The following is a 21,766-nucleotide window of genomic DNA, read 5'->3' as shown; positions in this document are numbered from 1 at the left end:
TAGGTAAAATACCTGCCGCGACTATAAGTGATAAACGAACAAATGTAGTAAATGTTACAGTTTTAGCACCAATTTTTAAGGCAGCACCTGCTAATAAACATTAAATAAATTTCTGTCCGTATATGAAATCCCAGGATATAAGAAAACAATTCTTAGAATTCTTTAAGGAGAAAGGCCATCTTATTGTGCCTTCGGCTCCTATTGTTACCAAAGATGATCCAACGCTTATGTTTAACAATTCGGGTATGGCGCAGTTCAAGGAATTTTTCCTTGGCAATGGCACCCCGAAAAGCAAACGTATAGCCGATACCCAAAAATGTCTTCGCGTTTCGGGTAAGCATAATGACCTGGAAGATGTAGGTTTTGATACTTACCACCATACCATGTTTGAAATGCTTGGAAACTGGAGCTTTGGCGACTATTTCAAAAGAGAAGCCATTAACTGGGCTTGGGAACTATTGACAGAAGTATACAAAATACCAAAAGACATCCTTTATGTAAGTGTGTTTGAAGGAAGTCCTGAAGAGAATGTTCCGTTCGATCAGGAGGCTTATGACATCTGGAAAGAGCTTATTGACGAAGACAGAATCATTCTTGGAAACAAGAAAGATAACTTCTGGGAAATGGGTGACCAGGGACCCTGCGGACCATGTTCTGAAATTCACGTTGACATCCGTTCAGCGGAAGAGAAAGCATTGGTTTCAGGAAAATCTCTTGTCAACAATGACCACCCACAGGTAGTAGAGATATGGAACAACGTATTTATGGAATTTAACCGTAAAGCCGATGGGTCTCTTGAAAAACTACCGGCACAGCACGTTGATACCGGTATGGGCTTTGAGCGTCTTTGCATGGTATTACAGAATGTAACATCAAACTACGACACAGACGTTTTCACGCCGCTTATCTCTAAAATTGAAGAGCTTACAGGTGCTAAATACACAATTAAGGCAGCTAACGATGCCGAAGAAAAAGTAAATATCGCTATCCGTGTAATTGCTGACCACGTTCGTGCAGTAGCTTTTGCTATCGCTGACGGGCAGCTTCCATCTAACGGTGGTGCAGGATATGTTATACGCAGAATATTAAGAAGGGCTATCCGTTACGGATTTACCTTCCTTAATAAAAAAGAGCCATTCATCAATGAGCTTGTAACTGTACTGGCTGCTCAGATGGGTGAATTCTTCCCTGAAATCAAATCGCAGCAGTCATTGGCAACCAATGTTATCCGTGAAGAAGAAGCTTCGTTCCTTAGAACACTGGATCAGGGACTTCAACTATTAGAAAATGTAGTTGCCCAGACAGAAGGAAAAGAAGTATCAGGTGCAAAAGCATTTGAACTTTATGACACTTTTGGTTTCCCTGAAGACCTTACAGCACTAATCCTTAAAGAAAAAGGACTTTCTTACGACAAAGCAGGTTTTGATGCCGAGCTTAAGAAACAAAAAGACCGTTCGCGTGCTGCTTCTGAAGTAGCTACCGACGACTGGGTTCTGCTTGCAGAAGGTAACATCGAAACTTTTGTTGGTTACGACCAAACGGAAAACGAAGTAAAAATTACACGTTACCGCAAAGTAGATTCTAAAAAAGACGGTATTCTTTACCAAATAGTTCTTGACAATACTCCTTTCTACCCTGAAGGTGGTGGACAGGTAGGTGACAAAGGAACTTTAGTTTCCCTTAATGAAACTATAGAAATACTTGACACTAAAAAAGAGAACAACCTTATACTGCATATCGCTAAAAAGCTTCCTGAAAACGTAAATGGTTCTTTTACCGCTAAAGTAAACGAGAAACTACGCAGTGATTCTGCAAGCAATCACTCGGCTACGCACTTATTGCACCAGGCACTAAGGTCTATCCTTGGTACGCATGTGGAGCAAAAGGGATCGTTAGTAAGCCCTAATTACCTGCGTTTTGACTTCTCTCACTTCTCTAAAGTGACTGACGAAGAATTAAAACAGGTTGAGGATTTTGTAAATGCAAGAATTCAGGAGCATCTTCCGCTGATTGAACGCAGAAGCATTCCGTTTAAACAGGCTCTTGAAGAAGGTGCTATGGCACTTTTCGGTGAGAAATACGGTGACAATGTACGTGCCATCAAATTTGGCGAAAGCATGGAGCTTTGTGGTGGAATCCACGTTAGGAATACTGCCGACATATGGTACTTTAAAATAGTAAGCGAAAGCGCAGTTGCTGCCGGTATCCGCAGAATTGAAGCTATTACTAATGAGGCGGTAAAAGCTTATTTTGCTACTCAGGAAAAAGATCTTGAAGACATAAATGCTGCTCTTAAGAATCCGCAGGACACGTTAAAAGCTGTGGTATCGCTTCAGGAAGAAAACACAAAATTGAAGAAACAGCTTGAGGCATTGCTTCGCGATAAGGCTAAAAACCTTAAAGGCGAACTTGCAGCCGAGCTTAAAGAAATAAACGGAGTTAAGTTCCTTGCAAAGCAGGTTGATCTTGACGCTACAGGTGCCAAAGATCTTGCTTATGAACTTGGAACATTAAGTACTAACCTTTTCCTTGTATTGGCAACTGCCGAAGAAGGAAAACCAATGCTTACCTGCTACATCTCTAAAGAGCTTGTCGCTGAAAAAGGCCTTAATGCCGGACAGGTAGTACGCGAACTGGGTAAGTTCATCCAGGGAGGCGGAGGCGGACAGCCGTTCTTTGCAACCGCAGGTGGTAAGAATGTTGCCGGAATAGCCGAAGCTTTAACAGCTGCCGAAGGTTTTATAAAATAAGAACCAATAAAATTAATTTAATAGCCGTAATACTTTATGTGTTAAATACACGTTTAATATTACGGCTCTTTTATTTAGAACATAAATTCACATACCAATTATTAAAAACCAAATCTTAAAAAATGAAAAAAATTCTTGCAATGGCAGCTATTGCCTTATTTATGGTGTCATGTACTGATGATGATTCTAACAGCACTCAGACAGGGAACAAACTAATAAAAGTTACAGAAACAGATTCTGACGGCGACTTTGTTAGCACCCTTACTTATGACGGCAACAAACTAATCGAGATAAACAGCAATGATGGCGAAAAAAGCGTGATTACTTATACAGGAGATCTTATAACCGAATGGAAATCATATGATGCCGACAATCAATTGATCTACAAAGATACTTACGAATACAATTCTCAAAACCAACTGGTAACATATACTGAATTCGCTTATGATGACGAATTTGGAGACGATGTATATAAAACTACATACGTACATAATTCTAACGGAACAATAACATTCACTGAATATTACAGCGATAATATTGACAACCCGGATAGTTTCACTCAGGATGCAACAGGAACTATTACTGAAACCACTCTTACTACAGTTTATGGCACTGGGGAGGACACCGAAGTTTATACCTATACGTTTGATGGAAAAAACAATCCGCTAAAAGGCATCACCGGTATGGACAAAATTGCTTTTGCCAATACTATGGGAACTACAAAATTCTATAATGAAAATGTAGTATCACAATCCTATTCCTATAATGGAGATGCTTCTGTTGTGGAAAGCACAACTGTATACACCTACAATGCAGCTAATTATCCATTAACGCAGACAGAAACACAAGTAAACGGTGGTTACACAAGTACTACTGTATACACCTACGAATAATACTTTCTAAAGTTATATAATTAAGAACCCAAACACTATGTGTTTGGGCTTTCTTTTTTAATAGCATTACGTGTTTTAAATCTAACCTTGACAAACATTTTATAATTACTACATTTACATCCAATATTAACCAATTATTTCAAATGAAAAAAGTTTTCTCACTGGCAGCTATTGCCTTATTAATTTTTACTTCATGCTCAAGCGATGACAACACAAACGTAACAACACCACAAGACAATACCCTTTTAAAGAAAACAGTTACAACTGATCAGCAAGGAAATACACAAGCTAGTTTTTATACTTATGACGGTAATAAAATAGTCAGCATATTAGATGAAAATGGAAAAAGCAGGGAATATACTTACACCGGAAATCTAATAACTAATATTAAAGTTGTTGGGAGTAATTATGAAGATGAAAGAAATTTCGAATACAACAGCAACAACCAAAAGACTTCACTAATTATACATTACAAATACAATAGTGGCGGCTCAATATATGAGCAATGGACTAAATACATATACACATATAATCAGAACGGAACTGTTACGGCCCAAATATATGTAGCTGAGCAAGAAAATGAATGGACTTTTAGAGACACTAGCAATATATCTTATACTGAAAACAGCATTAAGCAAAAAACAACAGAAACAACTATAACAACAGAAACAACTATAACAACAGTTTACGACACCAAAAATGGCCCTATGAAAAATGTATTAGGCTTTAAAGAGTATATGCTACCAGAGGGTTTTTTAAATAATGCTGTCTCTGAATCCATAGAAGGCAGCAGTAATGAAACTTATACCTACAATCACACATATAACAATAATAATTACCCGATATCCTCATCTATTCTATACGAGTATGAAGGTCAATCACCAATAACAAACACAACACAATACTTCTACGAATAATCCTCACAAAGGTTATATAATAAAGAACCCAGACACTGAGTGTTTGGGTTTTCTTTTTTAAGTTTACATTCAAAATTAAAGCAATGCAATTCAGTACGCCTATACCTATCGCAAAAAGCAATCACCCCATTGATTACAATTCTAAAATAGTCTCTTTGGGCTCGTGCTTTGCAGTTAATATTGGGCAGAAATTCGATTATTTTAAATTTAGAAATACAACCAATCCGTTCGGGATATTGTTTCATCCATTAGCTCTCGAGAAATTCATTGGGTATGCACTACAGCAAAAGCAATTCACTGATTCTGACATCTTTCAGCTTAACGATCTCTGGCATTGCTTTGATGCACATTCTGACCTAAGCCATCGCGATAAAGAAGTATTACTAAATAATCTTAATTCGGCCGGTTCTCTGGCGTATGCCGAATTAAAAGAAGCTACACACCTCATCATAACATTAGGTACTGCATGGGTATACCGCAACATTGCTTCAGGTAATCTCGTTGCCAATTGCCATAAGGTTCCGCAAAAAGAGTTCACTAAAGAGCTTCTTTCTCCTGAGACCATCAAACAAAGCCTCGAAAGTATCATTGCAAGGGTAACAGAAGTAAATCCTAAACTGAATTTCATATTTACCGTTTCGCCGGTACGCCACATCAAAGACGGCTTTACCGAAAACCAATGGAGCAAAGCGAACCTTATTTCTGCACTTCATCAAACGATAAACAACAAACAGCAAACGATAAACTACTTCCCGTCTTACGAAATAATGATGGACGAGCTACGCGATTATCGCTTCTATGCCGAAGACATGATACATCCATCGGCAATTGCCGTAGATTATATCTGGGAACGCTTTACAGAGGCTTATACCGCCTCTGAAGCGCAACAAACCATGAAATTGGCAGACAACATTCAAAAAGGTTTATCGCATCGCTCTTTTAATCCGGACACAGAACAACATCGGGCATTTTTGCAAAAACTGTATGAGAAGATAAAAACATTACAAAAACAATATCCACATATAACATTTTAAGTCAACCATAACAGAGGGCTCTGTAAATTCTCCTTATATTTAAAATAAAAATGGTACGCAAAATACTACTCGGTATAATAGGGATAGCACTGATAATGTTGGCTTTCCATTACTGCGAATTCAAAAAGAAAGACACTTCAGTTCTAGAAGAAACAACTTTAATACAGGAACAACTACGCAATGTAAGGAAGCTGGTGGTTACCGAAGGACATTACTCAGAGGTACTGACTTTCAAAGACCAGCAGAAATACTTTTTAATTCCATTTGAAAAGAAGGCTTTGGTTGTAGTCAATGCAGATGTAACCGTAAGTTACGATCTTAGCAAAATTGAATATGACATTAATGAAGCCAACAAAACTATTACCATCAAAAACATCCCCAAAGAAGAAATAAAGATCAGTCCCGATCTGAAGTTTTACGACATTCAGGAAAGCACTTTTAATGAATTCTCTCATGAAGATTACAATAAGATCAACAAACAGGTAAAGGAAAGTCTTCGCAAAAAGATTGAAAAGTCTACATTAAAATCCAATGCGCAAAACAGGCTAATAAGTGAGTTATCTAAAATACTTATACTAACCAATACTATGGGCTGGACACTGCAATACAATGGAGAAGTAGTGAATGAGCAGTCTATAAATGTATTGTTATAAAAAAAAAGAGCGCTTTCGCGCTCTTTAGTAATTAAGAAACTTTCTCTTTTTCAAAAATAAGCTCTAATCCGTCATCAATAAGATGTGCCACTTCAGGGCGTTTCTTCTTAACAGCATCCAGGTGCAGCATTACATCCTGCAGTAATTCCTGATTATTATTTTTATGGGCCAGCTCGGCAATTTCTACCGAAAGCAGCCAGTCGTTTGTATGTCTTTCTTTTACTGAAGCAAAAATGTTGCCAAAGTTTCCATTTGAGTCTTTTCCTTCGCGAATGTTTCTTATGCTCAAATACAGGCTTTCAAGATCTTCACGCTCAGCCGATTTTTTTGCTTTAATGGTTTTGCTTGATGGAACGTGTGTTACCAAATCAAAACTGTTTACATCAGCAGGCCCCGAGAAAGCAGAAACTACTTTTTTTCCTACTGCCATATCGTAGATACCCCATTCCGGCTGGAATAGCACTGTATCACCATGCGTAACGGTACAGTCCTTAAAGCTGATGATAATAATCTTACCCTGAATATTTCTTGTGCCTGTAATAATCTCACCACTAACAGTAATATCGCCTTCAAATTCAAGAGTAACACGTTTGCCTTCATAAATATCGTATGCCATCAGGTCACGCGGACTCATATCTTCCACCGAAAGGTTAATGCCTTTCAGTTTCCCTACCGGGCTACCAAAACCTTCAGCATGATACGATGTACCATGACCTACAAGCTCTTTTTCCCTGAATGATAATGCCGTTTTACCGGTTGACTGTATATAAACAGATTTACCTTCGTTTTCGATTACGTTTGTAAACACACCTGAAATCTGAATTCCGGTACTAAGTTCAATTGTACCCAGCGCTTTTGATTTTATAAGTTTCTGTACACCGCTAAGCCCTCCTGTACGCAATGCCATTTTATTAGCAAACTCTTCAAGTACAAGGCTGAGGTAAGCAAAATCAGGTGTTACATAAAGCTGTGGTTGAGGTTTTGTAATATCAAACCCCTGATAAGCTGCTTCTATGGTATAAGGCACTTTTTTTACATTCTCAGTCATGCACCATGCGCTTTCTCCAATAGATGAAAGCAATCCTGCACCATATATTTTAGGATCTTCAACAGTTCCTATAAGTCCGTATTCAACGGTCCACCAATGCAGGTTACGGATAAGTGCCATTTCTGAAGGTTCAACAACTGCATTCTGCAACTCGTCTACCCTCTTTTCAACAGCTTCAATCTCTTCCTGTGGTGTACCTTCCGCTTCTTTTAAAATTGACAACAAGCGGATAGCCTCGTATATTTCATAATCATGAGCCGAAGAGATTGCTTTACATCCTATCTCTCCAAAACGCCTTAAATATTCAGCATATTCAGGATTTGCAATAATAGGTGCGTGTCCTGCCCCTTCGTGAATGATATCCGGAGCGGGAGTATATTCTATATGTTCAAGCTGTCTGATATCCGAAGCTATTACAAGCACATTATATGCCTGAAATTCCATGAATGCATTAGGTGGAATAAAACCATCTACCGCAACAGCGGCCCAGCCTATTTCCTGCAATATCCTGTTCATACCATACATACTTGGGATATTATCAATTTCAATACCCGTTTTCTTAAGACCTTCAAGATATGAACTGTGCGCTACCCTGCTCAGATAGTCTACATTCTTGCGCATAACATAGCGCCATACCGCCTGGTTTATAGGGGTATAACCATTATAATCCTGAGGTTTAATAAACTGCTTCAGATGTTTTGGAAGCCTGTCTATAAGCGGGTTTGTCTCAATAGGTGCATTCATAATGTGCTGAACAATATTTACCGGGTAAAATTACGAATTTCTCACTTAATATTATTAAATCGTAATATATATATTTTAATTACTCTAATTTTCAGAGTGATGTTAAAAATTAGTCAGGATTTAAAAAGCAAAGCCACGGCCGGAGCCGTGGCAAACAGAAACAAAGTAATAATTGAAATAACAATTGATTAAAACAGTAAATAAATAACGTGCTTTAACAATCTTTTATTATATATTTTCTTAAAAATTTTACAAATAAAAAATCCGGGCTAAAAACCCGGATTCTATTGTTTTATTTCGTTTTCTTCTGCGGAGGATATTGCTTCATGATCTCGGCAACAAACTCATTGATTCTTGCCTGTTTCTTTTCACGGTCAAGCGTCAGCACTCCTGTACCTACACCCTGCCAAATCAGTTCTTTCTTATTAGTGTCGACCAGATCAATAAAAAGTGTTCCTTCGGTAGATTCCGTTACTGTGGTATAGTTTCCTCCCCAGTATCCGGGGCCTCCCCAACCCCAGCCATAACCCCAACCCCAGCCAAATCCGGCTCCGTAACCCCATTGGTTTACGTTAACCTCTTTGTTTGCTTTGGTAAAAAAGTTGATCAGTACGGCAGGATTATCACTTTTTGTAAATCCTTTCTTCTGAAACTCGGCATCAATAGCATTTATTATCCTCTTTTTATCAAGGTCAGATATTTCAGCCTTCTCTATAGCCTTATCAAGAAAGCCATAAGTCTTATACTGCGTAAAATCGGTAGCATCATCATAATCAGAATTTACCGATATAGAACTGCACGAAGCCGCAATGGCCGTTATAAACAGTAACGAGAGCAATTTTACAGTCTTCATAATTTTAAAAGTTAATGGTTCATAGCAATTAAAAACAATGCGCCGATAATTAACTTTCGTAATTATCTAGCCCAGTAAAGCGTCGTCAACTATATTTGGCAATGTTACCTTTAGCAGCGGCTGAACTTCCATAGCTCTTTTTATAGCATAAACAGCTTCTTCATTCCTTGCCCAGCTTCGGCGTGCTATTCCGTTATTCACATCCCAGAAAAGCATTGATTCTAAACGTCTTGACGCCTCCGTAGAACCATCAAGAACCATACCAAATCCACCGTTTATAACCTCTCCCCAGCCTACACCTCCACCGTTATGGATACTTACCCAGGTTGCCCCTCGGAAACTGTCTCCAATAACGTTATGGATGGCCATATCGGCTGTAAAGCGTGAACCGTCATAAATGTTAGATGTTTCACGGTACGGAGAATCTGTACCCGATACATCATGATGATCGCGGCCTAAAACTACAGGACCTATTTCACCTTTAGCAATCGCTTTATTGAATGCTTCGGCAATGTTTATCCTACCCTGCGCATCGGCATATAATATACGTGCCTGAGAACCCACCACAAGTTTGTTCTCCTGTGCACCGTGTATCCATTTAATGTTGTCCTGCATTTGTTGTTTGATCTCGCCCGGAGCCGTTTTAGCCATTTCTTCCAATACAGAAGCAGCAATAGCATCGGTTTTAGCTAAATCTTCAGGTTTACCTGAAGCACATACCCAACGGAATGGTCCGAATCCGTAATCAAAACACATTGGCCCCATAATATCCTGAACATAGCTTGGATATTTAAAATCAATACCATTAGCTGCCATAATATCTGCTCCGGCACGCGATGCTTCTAAAAGGAAAGCATTTCCGTAATCAAAGAAATAGGTTCCTTTTACCGTGTGTTTGTTGATAGCAGCAGCCTGACGACGTAGTGACTCCTGTACTTTTTCTTTGAATAGCTCAGGATTTTCGGCCATCATTACATTAGACTCCTCTAACGATAAGCCTACGGGATAATAACCTCCCGCCCACGGATTGTGCAGCGATGTCTGGTCACTACCCAAGTCTACATAAATATTATGTTTATCAAATGCTTCCCATACCTCTACCACGTTGCCCTGGTAAGCTATAGAAACCACTTCTTTGTTGGCCTTAGCCAATTCAACTCTTTTTATAAGTGCGTCAACGTCGGTTATCACTTCATCCACCCATCCCTGAGAATGACGCGTATGTACCGCTTTAGGATTTACCTCGGCACAAATAGTAATACAACCGGCAATGTTACCCGCTTTAGGCTGAGCACCACTCATACCTCCAAGACCCGATGTAACAAACACTTTGCCTTCAAGGCCTTCTCCGTTCTTAGATATTTTTCTTCCACCATTAAGAACTGTGATGGTTGTACCATGTACAATTCCCTGCGGACCTATATACATATAGCTACCGGCAGTCATCTGGCCGTATTGGGTAACACCAAGTGCATTGAATTTCTCCCAATCATCCGGTTTAGAATAGTTAGGAATCATCATACCATTAGTTACAACTACCCTTGGAGCTTCCTTATGCGAAGGAAACAACCCCATTGGGTGGCCTGAATACATAACCAGCGTTTGCTCGTCAGTCATTTCGCTTAGGTATTTCATGGTAAGCCTGTACTGCGCCCAGTTCGAGAATACCGCTCCGTTACCACCATAGGTAATAAGTTCATGCGGATGCTGCGCCACTGCATAATCCAGATTGTTCTGTATCATGAGCATAATAGCTTTTGCCTGGGTCGATTTTCCCGGATACTCATCAATAGGTCTGGCATACATTTTATAATCAGGGCGAAGACGGTACATATAAATACGTCCGTATTTTTCAAGCTCTTCCGTAAATTCTTTAATCAATTCTGCATGATGCTGCGGTTCAAAATAACGGAGCGCATTGCGAAGCGCCAGTTTTTTTTCCTCTGCAGTTAGAATCTCTTTACGTTTCGGAGCATGATTGATGTCCGTTTCATAGGGCTTAACAGCCGGTAAAACCGAAGGTATCCCTTCCTGAATTTGTTCCTGAAATGTCATATTTTATAGTGTTCAGTGTTCAGTTTCCAGTGTTCAGTTTTGCATAGATGCCTACTGATCACTGACCACTGCTTACTTTTTAAATGTTCCTGTTTTTTTATCGTAACCGTAAGGACAATGTCGGCATCCGCTTTTACAGCAGTAACCGCGCTTTAAATGAAACCTTTCGGTAAACACTTTGTACCCTTCGGGTGAAAGATAATAATCTTCACCTTCGGTTAATTTATTTTCAGAATTTTGCCCTGTCATACGCGCAAATTTATGAACTTTACATTTAATGATACTAATCACATCTAAATATTTAATCCCGAAAGGATATGCCGGCATGGCGTTATTTCCATTTATCATTTTACACGATAAAAGGATGAAAGAAAATCACAGGCTTATCAATCACGAACGTATTCACCTGCGCCAACAGGCAGAAATGCTTATAATTCCCTTTTACATCTGGTATGTATGCGAATATATAATACGCCTTATAAGCTGTAAGGATAGAAAAGAAGCTTACCGGAGTATCTGTTTTGAAAAAGAGGCATACAGTAACGAATCAGATACTAATTACCTAAAAAACAGACCTTTTTGGAACTTCATAAAATTCTTAGGCTGAAAAAAGTAATTATTCAATTTTTAGATATCCGTTCACAAAAAAACATAAATTTGTTATACCAAACACTAAAACAAAACAATTATGCAAATCAATTTTCCAGCTATTCTTGTAGCCGCATTAGCAACATTACCTGTTGGTTTCATCTGGTATAACCCAAAAGTATTCGGAACGATCTGGATGAATGAAACCGGAATGACTGAAGAGAAAGCAAAAGGCGCTAACATGTTTAAAATTTTTGGCCTTACTATCCTGTTTTCATTTATGATTGCTTTTATTCTTGAATTTCTTGTTATCCACCAGTTTGGAGCATCAGGAATGGTTGGAGGGCCTGCCGCAGCTGATATCAAACCATCTTACCATGCTTTCATGGCTGACTATGGCACGGCTTACAGAACCTTCAAACATGGTGCCCTTCACGGATTCATGACCGGGCTTTTCTTTGCTTTACCTATAGTAGGCATCAATGCACTTTTTGAAAGAAAGAGCTGGAAGTATATCCTTATCAACGGAGGCTATTTCATTGTTTGTCTTACCATTATGGGTGGTATCATCTGTGCATGGGAAAACTAAATAATATACAATGAATCTCCTTCGGGAGATTTGTTGTTTTATAACCCTATTGAACGGACTTCAGAACAAAGTAAAAAGACTTTGTAACAAAACAGCATACCGGTCGTCATCTCTATATTTGCTATAAGCTCGTAAAGCAGTACCAACATTATCTCATTGAAACCAGACTTATCATTTCGTATATATTCAACTTCGGCTTCACTTCCCGAAGACTGGGATACTATTTCCAAAAACAACATATTTCTTTCTGTTGCTTACCTGTCCATTATTGAAAAAGCAGCTCCGGAAAACATGGATTGCCTTTTTATAGGCCTTTTTAGGAATGATAAACTTTGTGGTATTGCATTGGCTCAGCACATTGACCTCAGTAAGGTAAATACATTTGTAGAAGAAAAGAAAAGCTTTTGCTTTAAAGATTATATTTTTGGTCTGTTTACAACATATACCCTTGTAGTAGGCAATAATATGCTTACAGGGCAAAATGCTTTTTTACTCACCGACGAAATACCCACATCTGAGGCTTTAGAATTAATTCAAAAAGCCATAAAAGAATTAACCCTTATTTATAGAAAGAAGGGAATACGAATAAATATGCTTGCGGTAAAAGATTTTAACGCTCAGGAATTACCTGACTTTAAAACTGCCGGATTTAAAGGATATTATCAGTTTTGCACACAGCCTAACATGATATTTGACATCAAACCGGAATGGCTGTCTATTGATGATTATCTATCTGACCTAAACACCAAATACCGCACACAATATAACCGTGCCCGAAAAAAAGCAGAAGGAATTGAGAAAAGAAAACTTACTGCGCAGGATATAAAAGAACAGGAACAAAGAATTCATGATCTGTACATGACTGTTGCCCGCAATGCATCCTTTAATACCTTTCATCTACCCGAAGATCATTTTACAATTTTCAAACAGCAATTGCAGGACTACTTCTTATTCTACGGTTATTTCATCAATGATGAGATTGTTGGATTTAGCACACTTATCAGAAACGGTTGTGATATGGATACCTATTTTTTAGGTTATGACGACAAAGTTCAAAAAGAAAAAATGCTCTACCTGAATATGCTTTACGATATGGTTAGTTATGCCATAAAAAAGCAATTCAAACATGTAATATTCGCCAGGTCTGCGATGGAAATAAAAAGCTCTGTAGGAGCAAGAGCAGAGCAGGTTTTTGGCATTATCAAACACACCAATCCTATCATTAATCTTTTCATGCCGAGGCTATTCCCTTATTTTGACCCAAAAATTGATTGGAAAGAACGTAATCCTTTTAAATAATTACGGTATGGCAACACGCATCTGCCTGTGCAATATTTTTATTTCCAATCGTTCTTCTTCCCCACAATACTCGCCATCTATTTGAAAACTGACAGGTTTGTTTGTCGTTATAATTGCTTCTTGAGTTGAAATAATCTCTACATCTTCATCAGTATCCAGGGGCATATTGCCCGTAAGTATTTTTCCTATTAGAAATATATTAAGGCTTTTAAGGATAACAATTTCAAATTTACCGTCATCCATAACCCCAATAGGATTAATGGTTACACCTGTCCCATACTTCTGTGTGTTGGCTATTACTACCATTCGCGCCTCAGTAGTCAGAGTCATGCCATTTGCATAAATCGTAACCTCAAAAGGATCATCAAGTTCGGTTAGCGTATTAATTGCCTGCAAACCATAACCTAATTTCCCTCTTAGTGAACTATTCTCATAATTACGTATAAGTTCGGCATTAGCTCCAATATCACTTAAGTGCAGACTTTTTTTCCCATTAATGGAAACCATATCCATTTCCATAACAGAATCTCCAAAAGCAATATCCAGATTTTCTTTCAAATCTACCGAGAGCTTAAGATCTACAGACAGACCATTGGCCGATCCGGCAGGCAATACCCCAATAATGACATCATGGTGTTCAACAGCTTCAGCAACCATTTTTATGGTTCCGTCACCGCCAGCCACTAATATACGCTCCGGTTTATGTTCTTTGTAAAGTTGATGAATTGCCCTTTCATCATCTTTTCCAGTGGTTTCAAACAAAACAAGTTCTACCCCTTTTTCTTCGGCGTATAGCTTTGTAATCCCAATCAGTTCTGTCTTATCATTACCGCCCGCGATAGGATTAACAACCAATAAACATTTTCTTAAGGAGTCCATCTTATTTTTTTTACTAAATTTAGATAAATTGAAACACGAAACTCTTATCAAATTTATAAATTTTCATGAAGCCCATCTTAAAACTATACCGCGGCTATGCCAACGAAGAAGAGCTTATCGTTTTTGGACACGTTGCAAGAACATCTTCACCCGGAAATTATGAATTTGAAAAGAAACGTTTTAAAAATGCAAAATCAGTACTACAGGTATTTCGCATAAAAACCATACCCAATGCTGATGTTTACCTGGAACATAATGGAATAAAAATACATACTAAAGCTTTAGACGACGGTTATTTTAAATTCTGCATCCCTCTAAAAGAAAAAGAGAGAGCAGGACACGGCTGGATGGACTACCAAGTGAGCACATTTCATGAAGGAAAAGAAATTATCGAAAAGGGAAGCTTTATAAGACCTCACGAAGGCAACTTAGGTTTTATATCTGATATTGACGATACTTTTCTTGTTTCCCACACCCGTAATGTATTTAAAAAAATATACATATTACTGTTTAGAAACGTAAATGACCGAAAGATATTCCAGGATGTTGTACCCCACTATCAGGCACTGAGTACTGCGGGGAGAAATAAAAAAGACGAGCAAAATGCCTTTTTCTACGTTTCGAGCAGTGAATGGAACCTGTATCGGTTCATTGTAAAATTTACTGAAAAACATGATTTGCCAAGGGCGGTAATGCTATTAAAAGACATTAAAACCAGCCTCATGGATTTTTTGGTAACAGGGCGTGGAAATCACGGACATAAATTTGATAAGATAAAACACATACTCGAATTTTACCCTCACCTGCAATATACCCTTTTGGGTGACGACTCGCAGCACGATCCATTTTTATACGAAGATGTATGCAAAATATTCCCTTTAACCGTCAAGGCTGTTTACATACGCCAAACAGGATCAGCTAAAAAAGAAAAAGCAGTTAGAGCCGTTAAAAATATGGAATCTATGGGTGTTGCTGTCTGCTATTTCAAGGAAAGCAAAGAAGCTATAGAGCATTCAAAACGAATAGGGTTAATATCTTAAAATTAAGTTATTTATAGATTTATCTATTTTCAAAAACTGTAATTTTAACAAATAAACCAGGTAACACTTAAGATCATGAAAAAATTAATTGTTATGTCAGGCCTTGCCATACTGCTTATGGCATCCTGTAAAAAGAAAGAAGAACCAGTTCCTCCACCGGCCCCACCACCTGTTGAAGATCCCGCTCCACCACCAGCACCGGAACCTCAGACACAAACAACTACAACTACTAATGTAACTGTTCAGAAGACTGAAGAAAATCCTGACGGAACCTCAGTTAGTGTAAGTAATGACGGATTCAGTGTAAAGAATAAAAATGGTGAGGCGACTAACAACGTAACCATTTCCAAGAAAAAAGCTGAAGTAGAAATCAAAACGCCATAAAAAAATCCCGCAGATGCGGGATTTTTTTATGCGTTCTCTAAATCTTCCTGAACCTGTTCCCAGTCTTGCATGAGTTTTTCCAGTTCTTTTTTCTTATTTTCATAAGCAGTAAAAAAAGCGGCATCAGCCATTAGCTTCTCGTAATCTCCAGCCAAAAGCTTATCATCGTGCTGAATTTGTTTTTCCACTTCGGCAATCTGGCTTTCTATTTTGCTTAATCTGTTCTGAAGAGTTTTATTCTTTTTCTGATCCTCATAAGAAACCTGCTTTTTTGGAGCTTCCTTTTCTTTTTCTTTTACCACTACATCCCTTTTCTCAACTTCACGCATATTCTGCATATTGCGCTGCTCAAGATAGAAATTGATATCCCCAAGATATTCCCTTATCTTCTGATCTTTGAATTCATAAACAATATTACTCATCCCCTGAAGAAAATCCCTGTCGTGAGATACTAGCAACAAAGTACCCTCAAACTTCTGTAATGCAGCTTTCAGAACGTTCTTAGATTTAATATCAAGGTGATTCGTAGGCTCATCCATTACAAGCACATTGATCGGCTGAAGCAACAGCTTACACAATGCCAGACGATTCCTTTCACCTCCCGAAAGTACTTTTACTTTCTTTTCTACATCATCTCCCCTGAAAAGGAAAGCACCAAGCATATCGCGCACCTTAGAACGGTTAGTGTCAGTAGCAGCATTTTCCATTGTTTCAAGAAGCGTAATTTCGCCATCAAGATATTCGGCCTGATTCTGGGCAAAATAACCTAACTGCACGTTATGTCCTAACTTAATCGTTCCCTGATAATCTATATCCTTAGTAATAGCTTTGATCAGTGTAGATTTGCCCTGGCCATTCTGCCCAACAAAAGCAATCTTACTTCCGCGTTCAACAAGCAAACTAATATCTTTAAGAATGGTTTTTTCACCATATTTTTTAGTTACGTGTTCAGCTTCAACAACCACACGCCCCGGCGTAATCGAAACCGGGAATGATATGTTCATTACCGAATTATCATCTTCATCAACCTCTATACGCTCTACTTTATCCAGTTTTTTGATAAGTGATTGTGCCATCGAAGCCTTTGAAGCCTTCGCCCTGAATTTCTCGATCAGCTTTTCAGTCTGTTCGATTTTCTTTTCCTGATTCTTTTGTGTAGCAAGTTGTTTCTCTCTAAGCTCCTGCCTTAATTCAAGATACTGCGAATAGGGTTTACTAAAATCGTAGGCTTTTCCTAACGATATTTCAATGGTTCTGTTGGTAACATTATCAAGGAACATCTTATCGTGCGATACGATAACCACTACCCCCGGATACGTTCTTAAGAATGACTCCAACCAGATGATACTCTCGATATCAAGGTGGTTGGTAGGCTCATCCAGAAGTAGTACATCATTGTATTGCAACAGCAGCTTTGCCAGTTCGATACGCATACGCCATCCTCCTGAGAAAGTATCCGTTGCCTTATCAAAATCTTCGCGTTTAAAACCAAGACCTAATAATATTTTTTCAGTATCGCCAACATAATTGTATCCGCCAAGAATCTCATAATGATGTGTAACATCACTCAGATCTTCAATCAGCTGAGAGTATTCAGCACTTTCATAGTCGGTACGGGTAGCCAACTGATGGTTGATCTTATCGATTTTCTCCTCAGCTTTTTTGATTTCAACAAATGCCTGATAAGCTTCTTCAAGAACAGTCCTGCCTTTGATGAAATCGATATCCTGTTTCAGGAAACCAATCTTAATCTCTTTTTCAGTAGCGATTACACCCGAGTCATATTGCTGTTCGCCTGAAAGTATTTTCAGCATGGTCGATTTTCCTGCACCATTCTTCCCAACAAGACCAACCCTGTCTCCGGCACCAAGCCTGAAAGTAACTTCCTCAAACAAATATGTCCCTCCGAAAGAAACTGATAAATTATGTATGTTAAGCATTATTCTTTATGTCTTATTAATCGTAAATTTGTGTATCAACAAATTTTTTGCAAATGTTAAAAAAAGGATCGAAACTATATAGCATTTTAACAGGAACCTGTCCCCGATGCCACGAAGAAAGTATGTATATTGATAAAAACCCCTTCAATCTGGCTAAAATATACAAAATGCACGAGCGATGCAGCCATTGCGGGCAACCTTACAAAATTGAGCCATCATTTTATTTTGGCGCAATGTACGTCAGTTATGCACTTGGTGTGGCTATCAGCGTTGCTATATTTATTATCTGCTTCTCATTTATAGGTACAGATCTAAAAACAGCATTCATCAGTATAATCGTCGGACTCGTACTCCTCATGCCTTACATTATGAGAATATCCCGAAACATTTGGATAAACTTCTTTGTAGGCTATGATAAGGACTGGAATAAACCTAGAGATTCTTAAATCTCTGAATTCCCACTTCTCTCCTAACCGGGTTACCGGTAATTATGGAATCATACAATTCTTTGGCCATAGAAGGTCCAAGCATTACCCCACGAGTACCTAAACCATTCAGCAAATGGACATTTTTGTATAGTGGATGTGTGCCAATAAGCGGCTTTCTATCTTTAACAGTTGGGCGAATTCCTGCTAAGTGTTCTATAATTTCGTAATCACAGTTAATAAGCTCGTTGAGTTTTTCAACCAGCTCATCCCTACCCGCCTGTGTAGGCACAGCAGTCTTATCATACCATTCATAAGTTGCACCTACCTTGAAAAAACCATCACCTATAGGCAATATAAAGATACTTGCATTAACGGCCACATCAAGTTTTAAGTCCAGAGCTTTTATTAGCAATAATTCTCCCTTAGTCCCATCCAGTGGCAAATGCTTAAAATAAGGATTCGCATGAATTCCGAAACCTTCAGCAAATATTATATGCTGTGCTTCAATTCCTTTATAAACTACATGGTCTTCTTTGATTTCAAGAAGATCATGCTGAAAAGTTTCCTGAACTAACCACACATTATCACTTAAAAATTTTTTATAAGTGTTCAATAAGGTCTCCGTATCTACATAACCCGTATGCATAACTTTACCGAAACCAAACTCAGCAGGCAAACCTTCATAATCAGTATATAGAACTTTTGGTGATAGAAAAGGCTCAAGAGCCGCTTTATCAGCAGCCTGAAACCAGTTGTTCTGCTCTTCAACAGAAGCAAATTTTCTGTAAACAGGCAAACTTATATCAAACTTAACTCCAAGACGCTCTTCAATTCTTTTATAAAAAGGCCCCATATAGTCTAAATGGACTGCAGCATCCTGCGGAAGGCTAAACCTTTTTAATATTACAGGGTTATATAACCCTGCCGCAACATATGATGAATTTTGAGAATTGTCACTAATCACAACAAACGACTTGTCATTAAGCAAAGCGGTTTCCGCAAAGCTGACCCCGGCAAGACCAGCACCAACGATTATAAAATCTTTCATGGTGTAAAAATAAAAAAACTCTTACCACGAGGGTAAGAGTTTTTAATATTATTCGAAGAATAACTTCTTAGTAGTTCCACATGTCCTGCTCAAAGTTACGTATCTTATCTTTGATACGCTCAGCTTCAAGAAGCTGCATCTGAGAGTTATCTTTCATGTAGTCTTCGATGAGTCTGTCTCCATAAACGTTCTCTTCTTTAACAATTACAGCAGTGAAACGTCTTGAGTTAAGTAAGTGGTCAAAAGTGATAGGCTGCGCAGAGTTTTTCTCGTTGAAAGCCTTCGCTTTGTGAAGCACATCTCTTGCCCCTGGATAGAATACCCAGAAAAGCTCGATTGGTTCTGCTTCAGACCCTTGTCTTAACTTAGTAAGAGCATCTACAGCCATTGGACAAATACCAAGGATTCTGTATTTCATCTCACCTTGTCTCTTATCAAAGTACCAGGTACCAACGATCTTATATTTAGATACGTCTGCACCGTTTAGCTCAGAAGTTGTATAGTGCTCCGCTGTAAGAACACCTTTAGCCTTAAGATCATCTTCAGTTTTACCAGGGTTCTGGTTCAAGATTTCACGACCATAGTCGTTAAGCTCTTTGAAGTAAAATGAAGACTGGATATCATCACCTGTCTTTTTAAGGGTAAAGTATGAATCATCATATACCTCCGTAAGCTGACCGTCTTTGATAGCTGTCATTAAAACACTGAATAGTGACCTTCTATCATCGCCTATATTATCCTCAACAGGAAAATACATTGGAAAGTTGATTCTCTGATCAAGGTCGATTACCTCCCAAACTTTTCTGGCAAGCAAAACATCCCTATCACCCACATAACCATAAGGTAGTGGTTTATCATTATCTAATGAGTCCTGCTCAGCGGTTTTTTTACCTATTTCATCCGGCGTCTTTGCATTAAGCAAGTTTGACTGGGCAAAAGATGTAGTTACACCTGCAAAAAATAGAGCCGCTAATAAAAAATTTCTGCTATTCATTATTTTAATTTTATACTGTAAAAGAAAAACGTTCTTTTAAATCAAATTATTGTACTTCCCAAGTGAAAGAACCTGATGGTGGTGGCATATAAGCACCTGCACCGTCAACTTTAGTTTCAATTCGGCTGATAACTACTACATCACCTCTTTTACATTTAGCGATTGCAGCAAGTGCCTGAGCACTGAATCTGTTACCTTGACATACCATTGTACCTGAACCAGATACAAACACTTCAAATGATTTAACTGTCGTTTTAACATCGAATACGAAGTCAGGGAACGCTACGTTAATAGTTGAAGATGAAAGGTCATTTTTGTTACCTTTTGCTGAAGTTCTCTTACCTCTAACTTCCGGTACCGGAGCAGGGATAGGACGAACGTTGAATTCTTTCATATCAGTAACTGTTTTACCATCTGAAAGCTTAGCAGTAACCTGAATCTTAGCAGTAGTACCAGATACATTAGTTACATTCCAGCTATACTTACCTTTACCTGTGTTTCTCCAAGCACCAGGTGCAGAAGCTTTAACATCAGTATCAGGAACACCAGCAAATGAAACTGTCATTGGGTTTTCAACACCACGGTAAACAGAGTTCATCTTATCAGCTGCGATAGTTGCAGAGTTTGGTCTAGGTACTACAACGTATTTACCTTCAAATTTCAATGGTACTTTTTTACCATCCTCAAGGAATACGAATTCACCACCAATTTTTTGCTCACCAACATTTCCAGCAGTAAGGTTGATCACAGCCTGACCGTTTTCAATTTTACCAGGACCGTTGAATGAAACTGGTTTTGTATTCTCATCATAACGACCAAGAACAACTTTACCTGTAACTTTTTCACCCTGGAAGTAAGCATTTTTATCAAGAACAACTAAAGCTGTATAGTTTTTCATTGAAGTAGCTTCGATAGCCGCTTTACCAAGAGCAAGGTTGTATACGTTAGCCTCCATTACTTTAACGTTGTTCTGCATAGCAGAAAGTTTAGTTAAAGAAGCAATTGAAGGGAAACCTTTGTAGTGATAGTCAAGGTATTTTTTAGTAACACCCTCACCATCTTTGATATCAGCAGTACTGAATTTAGAATCAAGTTCTCTGTTGATCGCAGCATACTTAACATCGTTTCCGATAGCAGCTTTCATATCAGACTTATACTGCTCAATTCTAGCAACGATTTCTTTACCCTTTTTAGAGTAACCATCGCCTTCAAACCAATGCTCATCGATTTTATCTCCTTTATCCATTGCCTCATAAGGAAGCTTTCCGTTTGAATCTTTCTCAACATCTTTAGTGATATCACCTTTAAGGCTTTCAATATAGTCATTGAATTCAGCAGAGATACCTTTAACTTTTTCCGACACAGCTTTTGCAGCGGTAAAAGAAGGGTTTTCAGCAGCTTTTAAAGCAAGGGCTTCATATAAAGCTCCATTATTTTTAGTAGCCTCTACATTAGAAGACTCAAATTGTTCGTTCATCAAGCCGAAAGCTGAAAGTACTTCTTTCGACATGTTTAGGGCCAACATAGCGATGAAAACCAGATACATCAGGTTAATCATCTTTTGCCTAGGGGTTAATTTTCCTCCTGCCATTTCTAATTAGTTATCTTTTGGTTTTAGTGTTAAAATATA

General features: G+C 38.4%; 20 protein-coding genes. 11 read left to right on the top strand and 9 right to left on the bottom strand.

The window, feature by feature from the left end:
- Positions 1–122: 122 nt before the first annotated feature.
- The 5 genes from alaS to DEU42_RS01485 all read left to right on the top strand — a co-directional run bounded on the left by alaS (position 123) and on the right by DEU42_RS01485 (position 6,247).
- Complete coding sequence (alaS, locus tag DEU42_RS01505; protein WP_114756512.1) at positions 123–2,750, top strand: alanine--tRNA ligase; 2,628 nt, start codon at positions 123–125, stop codon at positions 2,748–2,750.
- A gap of 122 nt (positions 2,751–2,872) precedes the next feature.
- The gene (locus DEU42_RS01500; protein ID WP_114756511.1) at positions 2,873–3,643 is read left to right on the top strand and encodes a hypothetical protein; all 771 of its coding nucleotides are present in this window, start codon (positions 2,873–2,875) and stop codon (positions 3,641–3,643) included.
- Between the two features lie 143 nt (positions 3,644–3,786).
- Positions 3,787–4,560, top strand: a complete 774-nt coding sequence (locus tag DEU42_RS01495) for a fimbrillin family protein (protein WP_114756510.1) — start codon at positions 3,787–3,789, stop codon at positions 4,558–4,560.
- 83 nt (positions 4,561–4,643) lie between these two features.
- Entirely contained in the window at positions 4,644–5,594 is a 951-nt protein-coding gene (locus tag DEU42_RS01490) for a GSCFA domain-containing protein (protein ID WP_114756509.1), read from the top strand.
- Positions 5,595–5,644: 50 nt separating this feature from the next.
- Positions 5,645–6,247 (top strand): DUF4230 domain-containing protein, encoded by a 603-nt coding sequence (locus tag DEU42_RS01485; protein ID WP_114756508.1) that lies wholly within the window; start codon positions 5,645–5,647, stop codon positions 6,245–6,247.
- A 31-nt stretch (positions 6,248–6,278) separates the two neighbouring features.
- Here the strand turns inward: DEU42_RS01485 and DEU42_RS01480 are convergent, their stop codons facing one another.
- From DEU42_RS01480 to DEU42_RS17390, 4 genes are all read right to left on the bottom strand, one after another.
- Positions 6,279–8,039, bottom strand: coding sequence for an aromatic amino acid hydroxylase (locus DEU42_RS01480; RefSeq protein WP_114756507.1), 1,761 nt, complete (start codon positions 8,037–8,039; stop codon positions 6,279–6,281).
- Between the two features lie 292 nt (positions 8,040–8,331).
- Positions 8,332–8,892 (bottom strand): DUF4136 domain-containing protein, encoded by a 561-nt coding sequence (locus DEU42_RS01475; protein WP_114756506.1) that lies wholly within the window; start codon positions 8,890–8,892, stop codon positions 8,332–8,334.
- A 66-nt stretch (positions 8,893–8,958) separates the two neighbouring features.
- Complete coding sequence (locus DEU42_RS01470) at positions 8,959–10,947, bottom strand: urocanate hydratase (RefSeq protein ID WP_114756505.1); 1,989 nt, start codon at positions 10,945–10,947, stop codon at positions 8,959–8,961.
- 72 nt (positions 10,948–11,019) lie between these two features.
- A complete protein-coding gene (locus DEU42_RS17390) occupies positions 11,020–11,196 on the bottom strand; it encodes a DUF5522 domain-containing protein (protein ID WP_158537839.1) in 177 nt (58 codons plus the stop codon).
- A 28-nt stretch (positions 11,197–11,224) separates the two neighbouring features.
- Between DEU42_RS17390 and DEU42_RS01465 the strand changes: the two genes are divergently transcribed.
- The 3 genes from DEU42_RS01465 (at position 11,225) to DEU42_RS01455 (ending at position 13,423) form a co-directional block, all read left to right on the top strand.
- Positions 11,225–11,554 (top strand): hypothetical protein, encoded by a 330-nt coding sequence (locus DEU42_RS01465; protein ID WP_114756504.1) that lies wholly within the window; start codon positions 11,225–11,227, stop codon positions 11,552–11,554.
- An 81-nt stretch (positions 11,555–11,635) separates the two neighbouring features.
- The gene (locus DEU42_RS01460; RefSeq protein WP_114756503.1) at positions 11,636–12,124 is read left to right on the top strand and encodes a DUF1761 domain-containing protein; all 489 of its coding nucleotides are present in this window, start codon (positions 11,636–11,638) and stop codon (positions 12,122–12,124) included.
- A gap of 156 nt (positions 12,125–12,280) precedes the next feature.
- Positions 12,281–13,423 (top strand): GNAT family N-acetyltransferase, encoded by a 1,143-nt coding sequence (locus DEU42_RS01455; RefSeq protein ID WP_114756502.1) that lies wholly within the window; start codon positions 12,281–12,283, stop codon positions 13,421–13,423.
- Here DEU42_RS01455 and DEU42_RS01450 read toward each other — a convergent pair whose 3' ends face one another.
- Complete coding sequence (locus tag DEU42_RS01450) at positions 13,424–14,302, bottom strand: diacylglycerol/lipid kinase family protein (protein WP_114756501.1); 879 nt, start codon at positions 14,300–14,302, stop codon at positions 13,424–13,426. It lies immediately after the preceding gene.
- A 65-nt stretch (positions 14,303–14,367) separates the two neighbouring features.
- On the opposite strand from DEU42_RS01450, the gene DEU42_RS01445 reads away from it, so the two are divergent.
- Entirely contained in the window at positions 14,368–15,342 is a 975-nt protein-coding gene (locus tag DEU42_RS01445) for an App1 family protein (protein WP_114756500.1), read from the top strand.
- A 75-nt stretch (positions 15,343–15,417) separates the two neighbouring features.
- On the top strand, positions 15,418–15,726 hold the full coding sequence (locus DEU42_RS01440; RefSeq protein WP_114756499.1) for a hypothetical protein: 309 nt from the start codon (positions 15,418–15,420) through the stop codon (positions 15,724–15,726).
- A gap of 26 nt (positions 15,727–15,752) precedes the next feature.
- Here DEU42_RS01440 and DEU42_RS01435 read toward each other — a convergent pair whose 3' ends face one another.
- The gene (locus tag DEU42_RS01435; RefSeq protein ID WP_114756498.1) at positions 15,753–17,666 is read right to left on the bottom strand and encodes an ABC-F family ATP-binding cassette domain-containing protein; all 1,914 of its coding nucleotides are present in this window, start codon (positions 17,664–17,666) and stop codon (positions 15,753–15,755) included.
- A 53-nt stretch (positions 17,667–17,719) separates the two neighbouring features.
- Here DEU42_RS01435 and DEU42_RS01430 point away from each other — a divergent pair, with 53 nt between their 5' ends.
- Entirely contained in the window at positions 17,720–18,112 is a 393-nt protein-coding gene (locus DEU42_RS01430; protein WP_114756497.1) for a DUF983 domain-containing protein, read from the top strand.
- On the opposite strand, the gene DEU42_RS01425 is transcribed toward DEU42_RS01430, so the two are convergent.
- From DEU42_RS01425 to gldM, 3 genes are all read right to left on the bottom strand, one after another.
- Positions 18,099–19,142, bottom strand: a complete 1,044-nt coding sequence (locus DEU42_RS01425; protein ID WP_114756496.1) for an NAD(P)/FAD-dependent oxidoreductase — start codon at positions 19,140–19,142, stop codon at positions 18,099–18,101. The two genes, DEU42_RS01430 and DEU42_RS01425, sit on opposite strands and share 14 nt — an antisense overlap.
- Before the next feature lie 67 nt (positions 19,143–19,209).
- The gene (gene gldN, locus DEU42_RS01420; protein ID WP_114756495.1) at positions 19,210–20,136 is read right to left on the bottom strand and encodes a gliding motility protein GldN; all 927 of its coding nucleotides are present in this window, start codon (positions 20,134–20,136) and stop codon (positions 19,210–19,212) included.
- Positions 20,137–20,182: 46 nt separating this feature from the next.
- Complete coding sequence (gene gldM, locus DEU42_RS01415) at positions 20,183–21,727, bottom strand: gliding motility protein GldM (RefSeq protein WP_114756494.1); 1,545 nt, start codon at positions 21,725–21,727, stop codon at positions 20,183–20,185.
- Positions 21,728–21,766: the final 39 nt, after the last annotated feature.

The organism is Flavobacterium sp. AG291, from assembly GCF_003350375.1.
Taxonomy (GTDB): domain Bacteria; phylum Bacteroidota; class Bacteroidia; order Flavobacteriales; family Flavobacteriaceae; genus Flavobacterium; species Flavobacterium suzhouense.
Note: the sequence above shows the minus strand (reverse complement) of the source record. Positions and strands in the feature narration are given on the sequence as shown.